This window comes from Paraburkholderia sp. RL17-337-BIB-A, from assembly GCF_046025895.1.
Taxonomy (GTDB): Bacteria; Pseudomonadota; Gammaproteobacteria; order Burkholderiales; family Burkholderiaceae; genus Paraburkholderia; species Paraburkholderia fungorum_C.
This window is the reverse complement of the sequence record NZ_JARESY010000001.1, coordinates 2,318,609-2,336,634: the sequence shown is the minus strand read 5'-3', so window position 1 is coordinate 2,336,634 and position 18,026 is coordinate 2,318,609. Positions and strand designations below refer to the sequence as shown.

Sequence of the window (18,026 nt, the reverse complement as noted above, 5' to 3'; positions counted from 1 at the left end):
CGGTGAATTCGGCGTGACCTGGTGTCGCATCGGTTGGATGCAGTTGAGGCACCCAGTTGATAAATCAGGCAGCAAAGGCAGAAGCACACTGAATCTTGAAACGGGTGCTTAGCTCAGTTGGTAGAGCGGCGCCCTTACAAGGCGTAGGTCGGGAGTTCGAGCCTCTCAGCACCCACCAGTTTCAGATTCGTTAAGTGTTTCAGCGTAGTTGCAGTATAAGGAGTGGTAGTTCAGTCGGTTAGAATACCGGCCTGTCACGCCGGGGGTCGCGGGTTCGAGTCCCGTCCACTCCGCCAGTATCCTCGAAAGGCGAACTACGGTTCGCCTTTTTTATTGCCCGCTGTTGTAAGATCGGGCGTTCTGTTTTTGGCACCCCTCACGCATGCTCGATTTTTTCCGCAATCACAAACGCCTGATGATGTTCATGCTCATCCTCGTCATTGTGCCGGGGTTGGGTTTTGTGGGTATTCAAGGCTTCCGCGGCTTCTTTGACGAAAGTGCAAACGTCGCCAGCGTCAACGGTCACAAGATTACTCGCGCAGAGTATGACGACGCGATGCGTCAGCAGCTCGACCGCGCTCGTCAGATGCTCGGCGCGCAGTTCGACATGAAGTCGTTCGATACGCCGGAGCGCCGTAGCGAGATGCTCGACGGTCTGATCGAGCAACGTGTGCTGGCTGATGAGACGCAGCGCCTGCATCTGACCGCATCGGACGACGCCGTGCGCCGTGTGCTGCTGAACGATCCGGTGATCTCGTCGCTGAAGAATCCTGACGGCTCGATCGACGTCGACCGTTACAAGCAGTTGCTCGCGATGCAGGGCATGACGCCCGATCAATACGACGAACGTGTGCGTTACAGCATCGCCACGCAGCAGTTGCCTGCGAGCATTCAAGGCAGCGCTTTCACGTCGAACACCCTCGCGCAGCATCTGACCGAACTCGCCGAACAGCAGCGCGAAGTGCAGGGTATCTCGTTCCATCCGCGTGACTATGCCGCGAAGGTGCAGCCTACGGATGCACAACTGCAGGCGTATTACGACGCGCATCGCAATGATTTCGCGACGCCGGCCACGGCAACGATCCAGTACCTTGTGATGTCGCCGGCAACGTTGGGTGCTGCTGTGCAGCCGAGCGACGCCGACCTGAAAAAGTACTACGACGACAACATCGCGCACTATCGCACGGACGGTCAGGTGCGCGCGAGCCACATCCTGATCGCCGCGCCGAAAGACGCCAGCGCCGCAGACAAGGCCAAGGCGAAGCAGAAGGCCGAAGAGCTGCTCGCACAGATCAAGGCGCACCCGGACCAGTTCGCGCAGATCGCGCTGCAGAACTCGCAGGATCCGGGTTCGGCGTCGAAAGGTGGCGACCTGGGTTACTTCGGTCGCGGCATGATCGCAGGCGGCCAGGCGTTCGACGACGCCGTGTTCGGTCTCAAGAAAGACGAAGTTAGCGGCATCGTGCAGACCGACTTCGGCTATCACATCGTCAAGGTTACGGACGTGAAGCCGGCAGTCACCAGGCCGTTCGACGAAGTGAAAGATCAGATCGCAAAAGACCTGAAGACGCAGCAGGCGAGCAAGGCATTCACCGACGACTCGGAAGGTTTCACGTCGATCGTCTACGAGAAGGCGAAGAGCCTGCAGCCTGCCGCCGACAAGTACAAGCTGCAATTGCAAACGGCCACGGTGACGCCGCAGCCGGATCCGAAGCTGCCGCCTGACAGCCCGCTGAACAACGCGAAGCTCCTGACTGCTGTGTTCGCAAACGACGCGGTCACCGCGCGCAACAACACGCAAGCGATCGACGTCGGCGGCAACACGCTGATCGCGGCACGCGTGACCGATTACAAGGCTGCGGCCGTGCCGGCGCTCGACGCCGTCAAGGACGCAGTGCGTCAGAAGGTGATCGCGGTTCAGTCGAACGAGGCAGCTCACAAGGAAGGCATCGCGAAGCTGGCGGAGTTCGACAAGTCGAAGGCCACAACGGGCTTCTCATCGCCGCTGAAGGTTTCGCGCAATGATGCGCAAGGCGTGCCGCCGGCTGCGTTGAGTGCAATCTACAAAGCGGACGCGCAAAAATTACCTGCGTACGTCGGTGTGGATCTCGGCAACGACGGCTATGCGATCTACCGCGTGAACTCGGTCGTTGCGGGTGCTCCGATCGATCCGCAGCGTTTGGCTGCCGCCCAGCAGCAGATTGCGCAAGTTGACGCACAGTCCGAAGCAGAGGCTTATGTTGAAGCGCTGCGTGCCCGTTCGAAGGTGAAGTTCTACGGTTCACTCGACAGCAGCAACGCACAGGCGAGCGGCGACTAAGCGCAAGCAAGTAAGCAACGCAAATTCAAAAAGCCCCGCAATCGCGGGGCTTTTTGTATTTAACGAGTGCAAGCTCGTTAAACGGTTGACCCGGAAGCTCTCGGCTCCGTTATACCGTCAGTCGCTTAGAGGCAAGCGCTGATCGAGCTGGTGGCGTCGCTGCCCGCAGCGCCATTCGCGCGGAACCCGACCCACGAACCCGGGCCGGTGTACGACGGACGTACCACGGCGGCTGCCCCGTTAGGCGGTTGCTGGCCCGGCACATACACATCCATGGCCTGGTCGTTAGCCAAGGTGTTTTGCGACACGACTTGCTGTTGGGAGCTATCGGCCCACTTTTGCGCGATGCAGGTACCGACGGCCTTCGGCGGTTGCTGGCTTTGACCTACGGATTGGACACCAGCAGGCGGTTGAGCGGCGCATGCGGAAATTGCCACGGTCAAAGCGATTAACGGTAAATATTTCACGTTATCTCCTCAGAAGTCGCTCAGAATCGAGCCGGGTTACACGGGATTACGAAAGTGTCAGATTGACCTTGCCGATCCGTGTTCCCAATTACCGGAAACAAGTTGTTAGCGAGCTTTTCAGTGCGGCGAACTTGTGCGAAGGAGTGGCTTGATAGCCGGCCACACGTTGTTGAGTAGCACTGGCTGTGCCTGCTGCGTGGGATGGAACTGATCGGCCTGAAACATATCGGGTTTGTCGGCGATTCCAGCGAGGAGGAAGGGCACCAGCGGCACCTTCAATTGCTTCGACAGTTCACCGTACAAGCCATGGAACTTTTGCGTGTAGTCGGGGCCGTAATTAGGCGGCACGTACATGCCAACCAGTACAACCTTCGCGTGGCTCTGCTGAGTCTGCTCGATGATCGTACGCAGGTTGTCTTCGGTGGTGGAAAGCGGCACGCCGCGCAACGCATCGTTGGCGCCGAGCTCCACGATCACGATGCTCGGCTTGAGACGTTGCAGTAGCGCCGGCAAGCGGGCCCGTCCGCCGCTTGTCGTGTCGCCGCTGATGCTCGCATTGGCGACGCTATAATCCATTCGCTCGTCGGTGAGGCGCTGGCGCATCAAGGCAACCCAGCCAGTGTCGCGGAGCAAGCCGTACTCGGCCGAGATACTGTCGCCGAGTACGACGATCACCGGCTTGGCCGGTTCGGGCGCGTTGGCCGCATCGGCTGGGAAGGGCAGCGAAAACAAGGTTGCGGCCAGCACGGCCGAGCCGAATGCCGTAGTTAGCGCCGGCGCGCGGGGCGCCACGGCGCGCACTTTCAACCTAAGCTTCACCATGCTAAACAAAACTGATCCAGTCATTGAAGTGCGGGGTTTGTGCAAGAAGGTTAAGGATGCAACGGGCGAACTGACGATTCTCGAGGACATCGATCTTGCTATCGATGCCGGCAGCAGTGTGGCGATCGTCGGTGCATCCGGGTCGGGCAAGTCTACGCTGCTTGGCTTGCTCGCAGGGTTGGACAGCGCGAGCTCGGGCTCGGTTCGGCTGCTCGGCCGCGAACTCACCGATCTGAACGAAGACGAGCGCGCCGCGTTACGCAGCGGCTCGGTCGGTTTCGTGTTCCAGTCGTTTCAACTCATGCCACATTTGACGGCGCTCGAAAACGTCACCTTGCCGCTCGAACTGCAAGGCGGCATCGGCACGCGTGAGGCTGCGGCGCGCGCGCGCGGTTTGCTGGAGCAGGTGGGTCTTGGCAAGCGCACTGGGCATTATCCGAAGCTGCTGTCGGGTGGTGAGCAGCAGCGAGTCGCCCTCGCTCGCGCGTTTGTTACGCATCCGGCAATCCTGTTCGCCGACGAGCCGACCGGCAGCCTCGATGCCGCAACCGGTCATGCAGTGATCGATTTGATGTTCGAGATGAACCGCGCGAACGGCGCCACGTTGATTCTCGTCACGCACGACATTGAGCTCGCCCGCCGCTGCGATACGACGGTGACGATCGACGCGGGACGGTTGGCCTGAGAACGGACTGCGTGCCGTTCAGGCCATCAATAGTCACTGGGCCAGAGCACCGGCCTTCTTCGTGTGAAGCAACGCGTCGCGCGGCAACATTCGAATCGCCTGAAAAACAAAACCCCACGCTCCGAAAAACGTGGGGTTGGTCAGCAGTCTGAAGCCGGCCGCAAAGGCCCGCTTTTTATCTCAACGAACGTCTCACCGCTTCAACGCAGCACGCGCCCGCGCAATCAACGCCGACGTCGACGAGTCATGCTTCTTCTCATCGACGCTTGCCGAGGTCAGATCCGCCTCGACCACTTTGCCGAGGATCTTGCCTAGCTCGACGCCCCACTGATCGAACGGATTGATGTCCCACACGGATGCCTGCACCAGCACCTTATGCTCGTACAGCGCGATCAATGCGCCAAGCGAACGCGCGGTGAGCGCTTCGACGAGCAGTGTGGAGGTCGGCCGGTTGCCCGGAAACACCAGGTGCGGCGCGAGGTCAGGCTTGTCCGCGCCGGCAACCTTCTTCGCTTCTTCGAGCGTGCGGCCGAGCATCAACGCTTCGCTCTGCGCGAAGCAGTTCGCCAGCAGCTTCGGATGATGACTGACGAGCGGATGCTCCGGCGTCAGCACGGCGATGAAGTCGATCGGCACGATGGTTGGACCTTGGTGCAGCATTTGAAAAAATGCATGCTGACCATTCGTGCCCGGTTCGCCCCACGTCACGGCGGCGGTCGGATAGTCGACCATCACGCCATCCAGACGTGCTGACTTGCCGTTGCTCTCCATTTCGAGTTGTTGCAGATACGACGGCAGGAAATGCAGCGCTTCCGAATACGGCGCGACCAGATAGCTTTGCGAGCCGAAGAAGTTGCGATACCAGATGCCGATCATGCCGAGCAGCACGGGCAGATTCTTCTCGAGCGGCGCGTCGCGGAAATGCTGGTCCATCTCGTTGGCGCCGGCCAGCAGTTCACCGAACTGTTGCGGGCCGATCGCGATCATGATCGACAGACCCACCGCCGACCACAGCGAATAACGTCCGCCGACCCAGTCCCACATCTCGAACACGTTCTCTTTCGCGATGCCGAACTTGACCACCTCGGCCGGGTTCGCCGACACGCCGACGAAGTGCTTCGCCAGTGCGTTTTCCGGGCAGCCTTTCTCGACGAACCAGTCGCGCAGCGAGCGCGCATTGGTCATCGTTTCGAGCGTAGTGAAGGTCTTGGAGACGATGATCGCGAGCGTTTCTTCGGGATCGATCTGCTGCATCACGTTGTACAGATCCGCGCCATCGACGTTCGACACGAAGTGCGTAGTGATCTCCGGCGTGGCCAGGTGATGCAGTGCCTGCACGACCATCTTCGGCCCGAGATCCGAGCCGCCGATGCCGATGTTTACGACATAGCGGATCCGCTTGCCCGTATAGCCTGTCCACTCGCCGCTGCGGACCTTGTCGGCGAAGGCCGCCATCTTCGCGCGCTCGGCCTGGATCTGCGCGTGGAACGGTGCCTTCGGGTCGCTGGCGCGCAGCGCGGTGTGCAGCGCGGCGCGACCTTCCGTCGGATTGACGATTTCGCCCGCGAACATTGCATCGCGGCGTTTCTCGACGCCGGCTTCGCGCGCGAGTTGCACCAGCAGTTTCAGGGTTTCGTCGGTGATGCGGTTCTTCGAGAAATCGGCCGCGAGACCGCCGCCCGCGAACGCAAAGCGCTCAGCACGGGTAGGCGCGGGATCGTTCTCGGGGGCGAACCAGTCGCGCATGTGCGCATCGCGAATCTTCTCGTAATGCGTTTGCAGCGAGGACCAGGAGGGGAGCGAGTTCTGGGTCATAGCGTCCGTCTAACGAAGGGGCACGAAGGATGGCGCGCGCGTGAAGCGCTGCCGAGGATGATGCAAACGATGCTGTTAGAGCGATGCCGCGCGGCCGGGTTCGTGGGTGGCTTGCGGGGAAACTCCGCGAGCCCGCCCGGAGATCGAACCGGCTCGCTGAAATTTCGTCGCAAGCCGCGCTGAATCCGACGCGCGGCGCAGTCATTCAGTATAGCGGCGTTGTGTGAAGGGCGGCAGCGGTTTGGCAGCCGGCGCAAAAGTTGGGATGAGCGGCCCAAGGTGTCCTGACCCGATCAGCCCATGTGGCTCAGCAAGGTTTGCGCCATTGGCGCGGGTGGCTTGGCATCACTGGTCTGCTGCCGGATAAAACAACCGGTTGAGCAAGCTACGCACCATCGGCGCCAGTTCGCCCGCGGTCAAACCGACCGGACCGTGGCCCTGCGCGCTCAGCGTGTCGGCGGCGAGGCCGTGCAGGTAGACGCCCGCCAACGCCGCTTCGTAGCGCGGCAGATGCTGCGCGAGCAGCGCACCGATGATGCCGCCGAGCACGTCGCCGGTGCCGCCCGTGGCGAGCGCGGCGTTGCCGGTCGGGTTGATCGCGAGGCGGCCGTCCGGCGCGGCGATGATCGTGCCGGTGCCTTTCAGCACCACGACGCTGGCAAAGCGCGCGGCCAGCGCGCGCGCCGCGCTGAGCCGGTCGCGTTGCACGCCCGGCGCGTCGGTGCCGAGCAGGCGTGCGGCTTCGAGCGGATGAGGCGTCAGGATGCACGGATCGCCTTGCACGCCGCGCGCGGTGACTTCGGCGGCGAGCGACGGGTCCTTCGAGATCAGATTCAGCGCGTCCGCATCGAACAGCTTGGGCACATCGAGCTGCAGCACGTCATGCATCACCTGAGTGGCGCGCTCGCGGTGACCCATGCCGCAGCCGACCGCGAGCGCGTCCATCTTGTCGAGCGGCAGATCGTCGATGGCGTGCAGCATCAGTTCGGGGTGCGGTGGATCGTAGGGCGGGGCGCCCTCGCCGAGCAGCGCGACATGGACTTTGCCTGCGCCGGTGTACAGTGCGGCGCGCGACGCGAGGATCGGCGCGCCGCACATGCCGGTGTCGCCGCCGACCACGGCGAGGCTGCCGAACGTGCCCTTGTTGGTCGCGAAATCGCGCGGCGGCAGGAACGCGGCGAACAGTTCGGGCGCGTTCAGTTGCACGACCGTGCGCTTGCCGCTGTCGACCCCGATCGGCGCGACGATGACCGTGCCGGCGAGATCGCGGCCTTGTGCGGTGAACAGGCCTGGCTTGGCGCCGATGAAGCTGATCGTGTGGGTGGCATGGACCGCGACGCCGTCGCTGCCGCCGATTATCGTGCCGGTGTCGCTGTCGAGGCCGCTGGGGACGTCGAGCGCCAGCACGCCGCCTTTTCTGGGCCGGGTTGTCGCGCGCTGCGACAACTGGCGGGCGATGGCGGCGAAGACGCCGTCGAGTTCACGCGTGAGACCGATGCCGAACATGCCGTCGACGAGCCACGTGTAGCTGTCGAGCGAAGCGGGCGGTGTCGACGTGATCGCAACCCCCGCCGCGCGGGCCGTGTCGAGCGCCCAGCGGGCGTCGTCCGGTTTCACGTCGACCGGCATGCAGAGTTCCACCGCGATGCCGTCCTGGTGCAACTGGGTCGCGAGGATCAACGCGTCGCCGCCGTTATTGCCGGGGCCGGCAATGAGCCACACTTTCTGCTTCGATTTTTCGACCGAGGAGTCGCGGGTGACCAACTCTTGCAGGAAGCTTGCCGCAGCTTTGCCGGCGCGCGACATCAGCGTGTGTTCGGGCAACCCTGCCATGGCCTGGGATTCGGCGATCCGCAGATCGGTGAGCGTCAGCAGGGGCAGCGCCCGGGTGTGGGGGCTGATGAGTGTCGGCGGGGTGAGGTCGGCTTCTGTCATGGCGGCGCTTCGCGGTTCACACCTTGGGCAAGGCGAGGGAGCTTGGGGAATCCGTATGGTAGTGCCGATAGGCGCAAGGCGCGCGCCCGCGGGTGTCGCAGTGAGCAGTTCCCGAGGCTCGCTGCACCGGGTGGTCGCAGCGGGTCACTGCGATCGCGGATCGCAGGGAAACGACCGACATTGGCCTGCGGCCTGGACGACCCCTACCGGCCCTCCGCCTCCCGGTCTTCCAGCCCGCAGGGCCGTCCTTTACTGGAACCGATCCGCACGCAGCGCGGCCAACGTGTCTTCGGGGACGCCCGGCGGCTGGCCCGATATCAGGTCGGCGATCAGTTTGCCCGAGCCGCAGGCGAGGCCCCAGCCCGCCGGGCCGTGGCCGACGTTGACGAACAGCCGTGGATGCAGCACGTTGCCGACCACCGGCAAGCCATCCGGCGACAGCAGCTTGACGCCTTCCCACGGCAAGGCCGCCGAAATCCGTGCCGCGCCCGGAATCCAGTCGTGAGTCGCCTGGCCGAGCAGCGCGAGCGCTTCCGTGGTGACCGCTTCGCCCAGCGGCTTGTCGAGCTGGCTCGCACTCTGCAACACCGCACCGCCCGCGATCCGCAGACGATGGTTCATCCGGCTAATGCCAATCCGCTTGACCGCGTCGACGATCGCCACATGCGGTGCGCATTCCTCATGCGCGATCGGCGCCACCAGCGTGTGCAGGCGCAGCGGATGCAGCGGCAGCCGCAAGCCGAGGCGCTCGAGCAGTGCGAGGCTGCCGTGCCCGGCAGCCACGACCACGGCGTCTGCGTGAATCACGTCGACTTCGCGCGAACGGGAGGCCGCGCCCGGTCGCGGCGCCAGTTCCACGGCGGCGCGCTGGCCTTCGAGGCGAATCGCCGACACTTCGCAGCCGAGCATGAATTGCGCGCCGCCCTGGTTGTCGAGCGTCTGCTTGAGGAGCTTGGCGAACAGCGGGGAATTGGCCGTGCGCTCCTGGTCGAACAGCACGCCGCCGGCGAATGCCGGTTCGACGCGCACCGAATGCTCGAACGCCGCGCATTCGGCGGGCATCAGTACATGGTGCGGGACTTCGTATTGATGCAGCAGATCGAGCGCCGGCCGGGTCTGCTCCCACTCCTGCGCCGAGCGCACCAGATACAGCAGACCGCTTGCCTGTTCGAATTCGAGCCCGAAGCGCGCTTCGACGTCGGCCATGGCGTCACGCGACAATTCGATCAGCGGGCGCAACCGTCCGTATTGACGGCTGAACGCTTCCGGTTCCTGCAACGCCGTCAGTTGCTTGACGAACTGACGCGCCGGTCCGTTGAAGCCGGTCTTGCTGATTACGCCGTTGCGGGCGTTGTGACGGCTCGCCATGAAGGTCGGGCCGAACCAGACGTCGAGCGGGGTGGGCAGGACCGTGCCGCCGTGGCCATAGGTCGCACCTTGCGCGACGGTGGCGTGGCGCTCGACGACGCATACCCGGTGGCCGGCCGCGCGCAATTGATAAGCGGTGGCGACGCCCGCAATCCCGCCGCCGATGACAATGACATCCATGTTTCTGATTCGATTTGCCGACGGGACGCCGAAGCCGCGCGTGCCCGTTGGGCGTGACATGCGGCGCGCTGCCCGGCTTGCTTCAGGCCGCTCGCGCCGATCTGGTGAAAGGGCGAATGATAGCAGTCAAACCGGCTCGCCTGCCACGCGCGGCGTGCGGGTGCGGCCGCGGCTGACGCGAGTCGAGGGGACGGGAACGCACGGGGTGCGGCCTCGTCCTGCGTGGGCAGCAATGCCGCCGTCGGCACCATCGCCTTGTTTCGCCGACAGCCGCACTTCGCTCGGATCTAGATCGGCGTCCCGTCGTGGCCGCGGTGAATGCCGGTGCCGCTCACGAGGCTCATGCCGTTGCCTGCGCGCGAATGAACATGCCGTAGTTTTCGGCGTTGTCGGTGGCGATGTCGCTGTTCCGTGCCGCAAGGTTGGCGACGGCGGCGGGACCATACAGGTGGTCCTTCGTGTTGCCGATGTACGGGAAATGGCTCAGCTCGTGGGCGATCGTCGCCTCCGGGGTATTGGCGCCGAACGCGTGATCGAAGAAGTGCGGCTTCAGGTTGATCTGATGGGGCGAATTCGATTGCACGTGAGCCAGTTCCGAGTTGTCGTGCGGCGCACCGAGGACGAAGGTGAACTGGTCGTGCGACATGGCGTGCTGCATGTGGGTCAGAACCTGTTCGACTTTCTGCACATTCCGCTGAGTCGGGTTGCCGAACCAGCGCGAAAAGTTGTCGTCCGGGTGACCGGATTCGAGCTTGTCGAGCGCGCTGTCGATCATGCGCTTCACGTGTTGATAGGCGCTGGTCACTATCCCGCCTTGCTCCGGCGTGAGCCCGACCAGCGCCGGGGTGCGCGCGGAGCCGGGGGCGGGTTGATCGTAGTTTGTGTAACCGGTGTTGTTGTCGGGCACCTGGATGTCGCCACTGCCGCCGCCGATGGGCGCGGAGGGTTGGGCGCCACCGCCGTCTTCAATGGGCCCGGAGGGTTGACCGCCGCCGCCACCGCCACCGCCGCCGCCGATGGGCCCGGAGGGTTGGGCGCCACCGCCGCCGCCGATGGGCGAGGAGGGTTGACCGCCACCGCCGCCGCTGATGGGCGCGGAGGGTTGACCGCCACCGCCACCGCCACCGCCGCCACCGCCGATGGGCCCGGAGGGTTGGGCGCCACCGCCGCCGCCGATGGGCGAGGAGGGTTCACCGCCACCCGCTCCGCCGACAGGTTCCGAAGGCGGGTTGCCGCCGCCATTGCCCGGGAGCGGCGACGACGCCGGAGCGTCGCCGACCACGGGTCGAGGCAGCGGATGTTCGTTGCGGCCTGCGGAGCCGGACGTGAGACCGTCGGCGTCCATCGCAGGAGGGATGTTGTTGGCGTTTTCGTGCCAGACGATGCGTTTGTGCTTGCCGTCCGCGTCCCAGACGTCTCGGATGTGGTTGCCGTTCTCGTCCCACGTGTCGCGTATATGGTTACCGCTCAAATCCCATCTGTCGCGAACGTGTTTTCCGCTTTCGTTTGAACTCTCGTGGATGTGTTCGCCGTCAGCGTCCCAACTGTCGCGGGTGTGCTTGCCGTCCGTGTCCCACGTGTCGTGAATACGCGTACCGTCGGCGTCCACGCTGTCGCGGGTGTGCTTGCCCTCCGCGTCCCACGTCTCGTGAACACGCGTACCGTTGGCGTCCACGCTGTCGCGGGTGCGCTTGCCGTCCGCGCCCCACGTCTCGTGAACACGCGTACCGTTGGCATCCATGCTGTCGCGGGTGCGCTTGCCGTCCGCGTCCCACGTGTCGCGAATCCGCGTACCGTCGGCGCTCACGCTGTCGCGAGTGTGCCGCCCATCCGCGTCCCACGTGTCGCGAACCGGATTGCCTTTGCCGTCCTGGACCCGCTTACCCGAATCGTCCAGCTTATCCAGCACCGCTTTTCCGCCAATGCGTTCAAGCGGCTGAGGCCCGCCTCCAATCCTCGGCGCCCGGCCGTCCGGCTCGCCTCGTGGGAGCCCGGCTGCCGCATTGCCAAGCGGCGCGCGCGGCGTCTCGTCCGGCGCATAGATGCGCGGCGTCGTCCGCGTGAGTGCGGCGCCCATGCCCGGGGGCGGCTGCATCAAAGCCGGCGGATACGAAGTCTGAGCGGTACTGCCATAGCGGTTGACGTTCATGACATGCCTGTTCGAATGAGTTTGCGGTTCGCGTGGCGGACGTGTTCGCGCATCGGGGGGCGCCGCCGCGATGCGCAGCGCCGCCGACGCGTCCGGGCGAATGAATTGCCCCACTTGCGCGTCGATTAAAGCATCGGCATGTCGACCCGATGTCGTATCGGGAGAACACATTCACGAGCACGCGGCAGTCGGGCGTCCCCATTCGCGAGCACGCGGCCGCGGCCGCCCGGACACGTCCCATGGCCGCCGGAAGTGCGTTCCCGGGGTATAATCCCGGACTTCCTTTGCGCCTCACGTCGCCTTCACGCGCGACTCATCGGCATCACTCATCGGCATCATTAGCGACGCAACGTCAAGTCCATGGCCCACTTCTCGTGTTTCCCCGGCGCTTCGGCCCTTTCCGATTTCCGTCAAACCCGCCTGCTCGAAACGCTTACGCGCATCGACGCCAACATCACCGGCGTGCGCGGCCAGTATCTGCACTTCGTCAACGCGCAAACCCCGCTTTCCGCGGAAGACACCGCGAAGATCGAGGCGCTGATGCATTACGGCGATCCGCTCGAAGAAACCAGAGAGCGCGGCACGGCCGAAACTTTCCTGGTGGTGCCGCGCTTCGGCACGGTGTCGCCGTGGGCCAGCAAGGCAACCGATATTGCTCATCTGTGCGGTTTGACGCAGGTTCGGCGAATCGAACGTGGCATCGAATACACGGTCACGCTGAAGAGCGGCCTGCTGGGCGGCAAGAAGGCGCTCTCCGACGAAGCCCGCGCGGCCGTCGCCGCGGCGCTGCACGACCGCATGACCGAAAGTGTTTCGCCCTCGCGGGACCACGCGTTGCATCTGTTCGACGAACTGCCGGCCAAGCCGCTGCAAACCGTCGACGTGCTCGGCAACGGCCGCGGCGCGCTGGAAGCGGCGAACACGGAACTGGGCCTCGCGCTCGCCGACGACGAAATCGACTACCTGGTGGACGCATTCACCAAACTCGGCCGCAACCCGACAGACGTCGAACTGATGATGTTCGCGCAGGCCAACAGCGAGCACTGCCGCCACAAGATTTTCAACGCGGAATGGACCATCGACGGCGAGAAGCAGGACATCTCGCTGTTCAACATGATCCGCAACACCGAGAAGCTGAACCCGCAGGGCACGATCGTCGCGTATTCGGACAACTCGGCGATCATGGCGGGCGGCGTGGCCGAGCGCTGGTTCCCGCGCACGCCGGCTGAACCCGGCGCCATGCCTGAGCACTATCGCCGCAACGTCGAATTGACGCACACCTTGATGAAGGTGGAAACGCATAACCACCCGACCGCGATCTCGCCATTCCCGGGCGCCTCTACCGGCGCGGGCGGCGAAATCCGCGACGAAGGCGCGACCGGGCGCGGCGCGCGTCCGAAGGCGGGCCTGGCGGGCTTCACGGTGTCGAATCTGGAATTGCCGGACGGCGTCGAAGCATGGGAGAACGCCCGCGATGCAGCGCAGCCGCTCGCGCACCGTAATCCGGACGACAAGCACGAAGCGTACGGCCGTCCCGACCGCATCGCGTCGCCGCTGCAAATCATGATCGACGGCCCGCTCGGCGGCGCCGCGTTCAATAATGAATTCGGCCGGCCGAATCTGGGCGGCTATTTCCGTGCATATGAGCAGAACGTCGCGGGTCTGGTGCGCGGCTATCACAAGCCGATCATGATCGCTGGCGGCATCGGCAATATTTCCGATCAGCACACGCATAAGCACGATCTGCCGGAAGGCTCGCTGCTGATCCAGATCGGCGGTCCGGGGATGCGCATCGGCATGGGCGGTGGTGCGGCCAGCTCGATGGCGACTGGCACGAACACGGCTGAACTCGACTTCGACTCGGTCCAGCGCGGCAACCCGGAAATCGAGCGTCGCGCGCAGGAAGTCATCAATGCGTGCTGGCAACTCGGCGAGAAAAACCCGATTCTGAGCATTCACGACGTCGGCGCGGGCGGCTTGTCGAACGCGTTCCCGGAAGTGGTGGACGGTGCGGGCAAGGGCGCGATCTTCGATCTGCGCAAGATCCAGCTGGAAGAGAGCGGTTTGTCGCCGCGCGAAATCTGGTCGAACGAAGCACAAGAGCGTTACGTGCTGGCGATTGCGCCGGCGGATCTGCCGGCCTTCGAAGCGATGTGCGAGCGCGAGCGCTGCCCGTTCGCGGTGGTCGGCAAGGCCACGGCCGAGCGTCAACTGAAGGTGATCGACTCCGAATCGAACCACGACGCCGCACACGAGCCCGTCGACATGCCGATGGAAGTGCTGCTCGGCAAGGCGCCGCGCATGCATCGCGACGTGAAGCGCGTCGAGCAGAAGCTCGAGCCTGTGGATGTCACCGGCATCGCCTTGTCCGAAGTGGCGGTGAGCGTGCTGCGTCACCCGACGGTTGCCAGCAAGTCGTTCCTGATCACGATCGGCGACCGCTCGGTGGGCGGCACGACCGCGCGTGACCAGATGGTCGGCCCGTGGCAAGTGCCGGTTGCCGACGTCGCCATCACCACGATGGACTATGCGGGCTTCCGCGGCGAAGCAATGACGATGGCCGAACGCACGCCTTTGGCGGTCATCAACGCACCGGCCTCGGGCCGCATGGCGGTCGGCGAGGCGGTCACCAACATCGCGGCGGCGCCGATCGCGTCGCTGGACAAATTGAAGCTGTCGGCAAACTGGATGGCCGCGTGCGGCGCAGCGGGCGAAGACGCGGCGCTGTACGACACGGTCAAGGCGATCGGCATGGAACTGTGCCCGGCGCTCGGCATCAGCATTCCGGTCGGCAAGGATTCGCTGTCCATGCGCACCAAGTGGGAAGACCGTGGCGTGGCGAAGGAAGTGGTCGCGCCGGTCTCGTTGATCATCTCGGCATTCGCGCCGGTTGAAGACGTGCGCCGCCACCTCACGCCGCAACTGCGCCGCGCGAGCGGAACGGACGGCGTGGGCGACTCCGTGCTGATCGCCATCGACCTCGGCCGCGGCAAGCATCGACTCGGCGGCAGTATCCTCGCGCAAGTCACGCAGCAGGTCGGCGACACGGTGCCGGACGTCGACGATGCGGAAGACCTGAAGCGCTTCTTCACGGCGATCCAGGCGCTGAACAGCGACGGCAAGCTGCTCGCGTACCACGACCGTTCTGACGGCGGTCTGTGGGCGACGGTGTGCGAAATGGCGTTCGCGGGTCACGTCGGCGTGTCGCTGAATGTCGACATGCTGGTGCTCGATCCGAATCACGAATCCGATTACGGCGACGCGAAAGACTGGGCGAAGCAGACCAGCGGCCGCCGCGAAGATCGCACGATCCGCGCGCTCTTCAACGAGGAACTGGGCGCCGTGATTCAGGTGCGCGCGGCGGACCGCGACGCGGTGCTGGGCGCGTTGCGTGAACAGGGTCTGTCGGCGTGCTCGCACGTGATCGGCAAGACCAACGAGCGCGACGCGATCGAAATCTATCGCGACGCGAAGAAGATCTACGAAGCGCCGCGCACGGAACTGCATCGCACGTGGAGTGAGGTGAGCTGGCGTATTGCGCGTCTGCGCGACAACCCGGCGTGCGCCGATGCCGAATACGATGCGCTCTCCGACGCGGCCGATCCGGGCATCTCGCCGGTTCTCACGTTCGATCCCTCTGAAGACATGGCTGCGCCATTCGTCGGCAAGAGCGCGCGTCCGCGTGTCGCGATCCTGCGCGAGCAGGGCGTGAACTCGCACCTCGAAACGGCCTATGCATTCGACCGCGCCGGCTTCGACGCGCACGACGTGCACATGAGCGACCTGCTGGCCGGTCGCGCCAACCTGGCGGATTTCGCCGGTGCGGTGGCGTGCGGCGGCTTCTCGTACGGCGACACGTTGGGTGCCGGCGAAGGCTGGGCAAAGGCGATCCGCTTCAACTCGCAACTGGCCGACATGTTCGCGGCGTTCTTCGGCCGCGAAGATACGTTTGCGCTGGGCATCTGCAACGGCTGCCAGATGATGAGCAGTCTCGCCTCGATGATTCCGGGCGCCGAAGCTTGGCCGAAGTTCACGCGCAACAAATCGGAAAAATTCGAAGCGCGCTTCTCGCTGGTCGAAGTGCAGGCGTCGCCGTCGATCTTCTTCGCCGGCATGGAAGGTTCGCGCATTCCGGTTGCAATCGCCCACGGCGAAGGCTACGCGGACTTCTCGCAGCAAGGCGATGCGTCGAAGGTGGCCGTTGCGATGCGCTTCGTGGACCACCGTGGTCAGGCAACGGAGCAGTATCCGTTCAACCCGAATGGATCGCCGAACGGCATCACGTCGGTCACGACACCCGATGGCCGCTTCAGCGTGCTGATGCCGCATACCGAGCGCGTGCATCGTGCGGTGCAGATGAGCTGGCATCCGGAAGGCTGGGGCGAGGGCAGCACGGACGCGAGCCCGTGGCTGCGCGTGTTCCAGAACGCACGGCGCTGGTTGGGTTGAGGTAGGCGGGCAGTCTGCTGCGCTATTTACGCGCGGCAGGCTGATGCCGGATCCGTATCCGCTCGGGTACGAGAGAGCCCCATATATCCCAATCCACCCTCTTCGTACCCGCTCGGGTACGAAAGCTCGATATTGGCATACACGACGCCTCGCTGGTTCCCGCTCGGGTACGAATTCGCGCCGCCAGCTTCGTCTGATGGCATAATGTTCCCGAGCGGGTACGAACGCGAGGGGCGAAGAATGGGGCAATCTGACGTTTTCATCAGCAACATGACGGTGTTGGGTGATCTGTTGCGGGCGTCACGGCTTGCACAGGGGCTGACGCGCGACGACGTCGCCATCGCCACGGGTCTGTCGCCAAAGTTCATCACGCATATCGAGGCGGGTAAGCCGACGGCTCAAATCGGCAAGGTGCTGCACCTGCTCGGCGAACTGGGCATTGTCCTGCGCGCGCAGGTGTCCGTAGACATTCCTCCCGGCTTCGCCACCCAACCGCGCCATCGCCGGCGGGTGACTCATGGCAGCTAGAACGCTCGTCGCCTACGCGAATGGCCAGCGCGTTGGCGTGGTGAGCGATGAGGGCGGTATCTGGTCATTTACCTACGATAAAACCTGGCTCGACCGCGAAGACGCGTTCGTGCTTTCACCCGCTTTCCCTCTGCATGCAGAACCTTTTGTCGATGGCTCGAGCCAGCGGCCGGTGCAATGGTTCTTCGACAATCTTTTGCCTGAAGAGGAGATGCGCACGGCGCTCGCTCGCGAAGCCAAAGTCAATGCGAGCGATGCATGGGGGCTGCTTGCGTACTACGGCCGGGAGTCGGCAGGCGCCTTGACGCTCCTCGCCGAGGGCGAACAGGAAGCTTCCGGTGGTCTGCAGCCTTTGTCGTACGTGGACCTGGAGGCTCGCATTCAGGCCATGCCGCAACGAGCGCTCACCGCTACCGCGCCCAAGCGCATGTCCGCAGCGGGTGCCCAACAAAAACTGCTGCTGTCCTTGCAAGGCGACGCGCCGAACTACCAGCTCTTTGAGCCCGTGGGCAATGAGCCGTCAATGCATCTGCTCAAGCCTGACATGCGAAGCACCGGCTATCCTCATTCAGCGATAAATGAATTTTTCTGCATGCAGCTGGCACGAGCGATGGGCGTGCGCGTGCCGCCTACGCATTTTATGCGCGTGCCCTCGGCCTGCTATGTGATCGACCGCTTCGACCGCGATACGGCCGCTGAGCCGGTTCGGCGCTTGCATACGGTCGACGCGATGCAACTGTTGAACTACGACCGCAACTTCAAATACCAGAACGCCACGGCGCAGGTACTCAGGGATGCGATTGAAAAGACAGGCACGCGGGCAATGGCACGTCTCGATATATTCCGCTGGGCGGTCTTCAACGTGCTCATCGGCAACGCGGATTCCCACCTGAAAAACCTCTCGTTCTTCGTCAACGCCCGAGGCTATAGGTTGGCGCCGTTTTACGATCTGGTCAGCACAGTCGTCTACCATACGCCGACCTATCAGCCGCAACAGCGGGACCGCTGGCCGCAGTGCGATCTGACAATGCCGATCGGAGCGGCCACTCAGTTCGCGGACGTTTCCAGAAAGAACATGCTGGCATTCGGCGAAGCGCTTGGCCTCGCGCCCAAAGGCTCGGAAAAATTGCTGGACGAAATGCTGGCCGTTGTCGGCACCCGGGTCGCGGACACCCGGCGAGCCGTCGACGAGGTCGCAAAGCCGAATGCCGGCGAAGTCCGGTTGCTCGACTCGATCGTTGCCATGCCGCTTGCAGAGATGAGCAGGGCACTGCGCAAGTGATACCGGCATTCTTGCTGAGTTAGTTG

At 64.1% G+C, this 18,026-nt stretch carries 11 protein-coding genes and 2 tRNA genes; 7 read left to right on the top strand and 6 right to left on the bottom strand.

What is annotated here, in order from left to right:
* Positions 1-102: 102 nt before the first annotated feature.
* The 3 genes from P0D84_RS10415 (at position 103) to P0D84_RS10405 (ending at position 2,320) form a co-directional block, all read left to right on the top strand.
* Positions 103-178: transfer RNA gene (locus tag P0D84_RS10415), tRNA-Val, on the top strand.
* A 41-nt stretch (positions 179-219) separates the two neighbouring features.
* Positions 220-296 (top strand) — tRNA-Asp (locus P0D84_RS10410).
* A gap of 86 nt (positions 297-382) precedes the next feature.
* Positions 383-2,320, top strand: coding sequence for a SurA N-terminal domain-containing protein (locus P0D84_RS10405; RefSeq protein ID WP_408335765.1), 1,938 nt, complete (start codon positions 383-385; stop codon positions 2,318-2,320).
* 125 nt (positions 2,321-2,445) lie between these two features.
* Here the strand turns inward: P0D84_RS10405 and P0D84_RS10400 are convergent, their stop codons facing one another.
* A complete protein-coding gene (locus tag P0D84_RS10400; RefSeq protein ID WP_408335762.1) occupies positions 2,446-2,787 on the bottom strand; it encodes a hypothetical protein in 342 nt (113 codons plus the stop codon).
* Positions 2,788-2,904: 117 nt separating this feature from the next.
* Positions 2,905-3,609: an arylesterase gene (locus P0D84_RS10395; protein WP_408335759.1), complete on the bottom strand. Its 705-nt coding sequence runs from the start codon at positions 3,607-3,609 to the stop codon at positions 2,905-2,907.
* Between P0D84_RS10395 and P0D84_RS10390 the strand changes: the two genes are divergently transcribed.
* Positions 3,608-4,294, top strand: coding sequence for an ABC transporter ATP-binding protein (locus P0D84_RS10390; protein WP_408335756.1), 687 nt, complete (start codon positions 3,608-3,610; stop codon positions 4,292-4,294). The two genes, P0D84_RS10395 and P0D84_RS10390, sit on opposite strands and share 2 nt — an antisense overlap.
* 192 nt (positions 4,295-4,486) lie before the next feature.
* On the opposite strand, the gene pgi is transcribed toward P0D84_RS10390, so the two are convergent.
* From pgi to P0D84_RS10370, 4 genes are all read right to left on the bottom strand, one after another.
* Positions 4,487-6,109 carry a glucose-6-phosphate isomerase gene (gene pgi, locus P0D84_RS10385; RefSeq protein ID WP_408335753.1) on the bottom strand — a complete coding sequence of 541 codons (1,623 nt, stop codon included), beginning with the start codon at positions 6,107-6,109 and terminating at the stop codon, positions 4,487-4,489.
* 345 nt (positions 6,110-6,454) lie between these two features.
* Entirely contained in the window at positions 6,455-8,044 is a 1,590-nt protein-coding gene (locus P0D84_RS10380; RefSeq protein WP_408335750.1) for an NAD(P)H-hydrate dehydratase, read from the bottom strand.
* Positions 8,045-8,293: 249 nt separating this feature from the next.
* Positions 8,294-9,592, bottom strand: a complete 1,299-nt coding sequence (locus P0D84_RS10375; protein ID WP_408335748.1) for an FAD-dependent oxidoreductase — start codon at positions 9,590-9,592, stop codon at positions 8,294-8,296.
* Positions 9,593-9,932: 340 nt separating this feature from the next.
* Positions 9,933-11,741: a M35 family metalloendopeptidase gene (locus P0D84_RS10370; RefSeq protein WP_408335746.1), complete on the bottom strand. Its 1,809-nt coding sequence runs from the start codon at positions 11,739-11,741 to the stop codon at positions 9,933-9,935.
* Between the two features lie 360 nt (positions 11,742-12,101).
* Between P0D84_RS10370 and purL the strand changes: the two genes are divergently transcribed.
* From purL to P0D84_RS10355, 3 genes are all read left to right on the top strand, one after another.
* Positions 12,102-16,190: a phosphoribosylformylglycinamidine synthase gene (purL, locus tag P0D84_RS10365; protein ID WP_408335744.1), complete on the top strand. Its 4,089-nt coding sequence runs from the start codon at positions 12,102-12,104 to the stop codon at positions 16,188-16,190.
* Between the two features lie 240 nt (positions 16,191-16,430).
* A complete protein-coding gene (locus P0D84_RS10360) occupies positions 16,431-16,718 on the top strand; it encodes a helix-turn-helix domain-containing protein (RefSeq protein ID WP_408335741.1) in 288 nt (95 codons plus the stop codon).
* Positions 16,708-18,000, top strand: coding sequence for a HipA domain-containing protein (locus tag P0D84_RS10355; protein WP_408335738.1), 1,293 nt, complete (start codon positions 16,708-16,710; stop codon positions 17,998-18,000). Before P0D84_RS10360 ends, P0D84_RS10355 begins: the two co-directional genes overlap by 11 nt.
* The last annotated feature ends 26 nt before the right edge of the window (positions 18,001-18,026 follow it).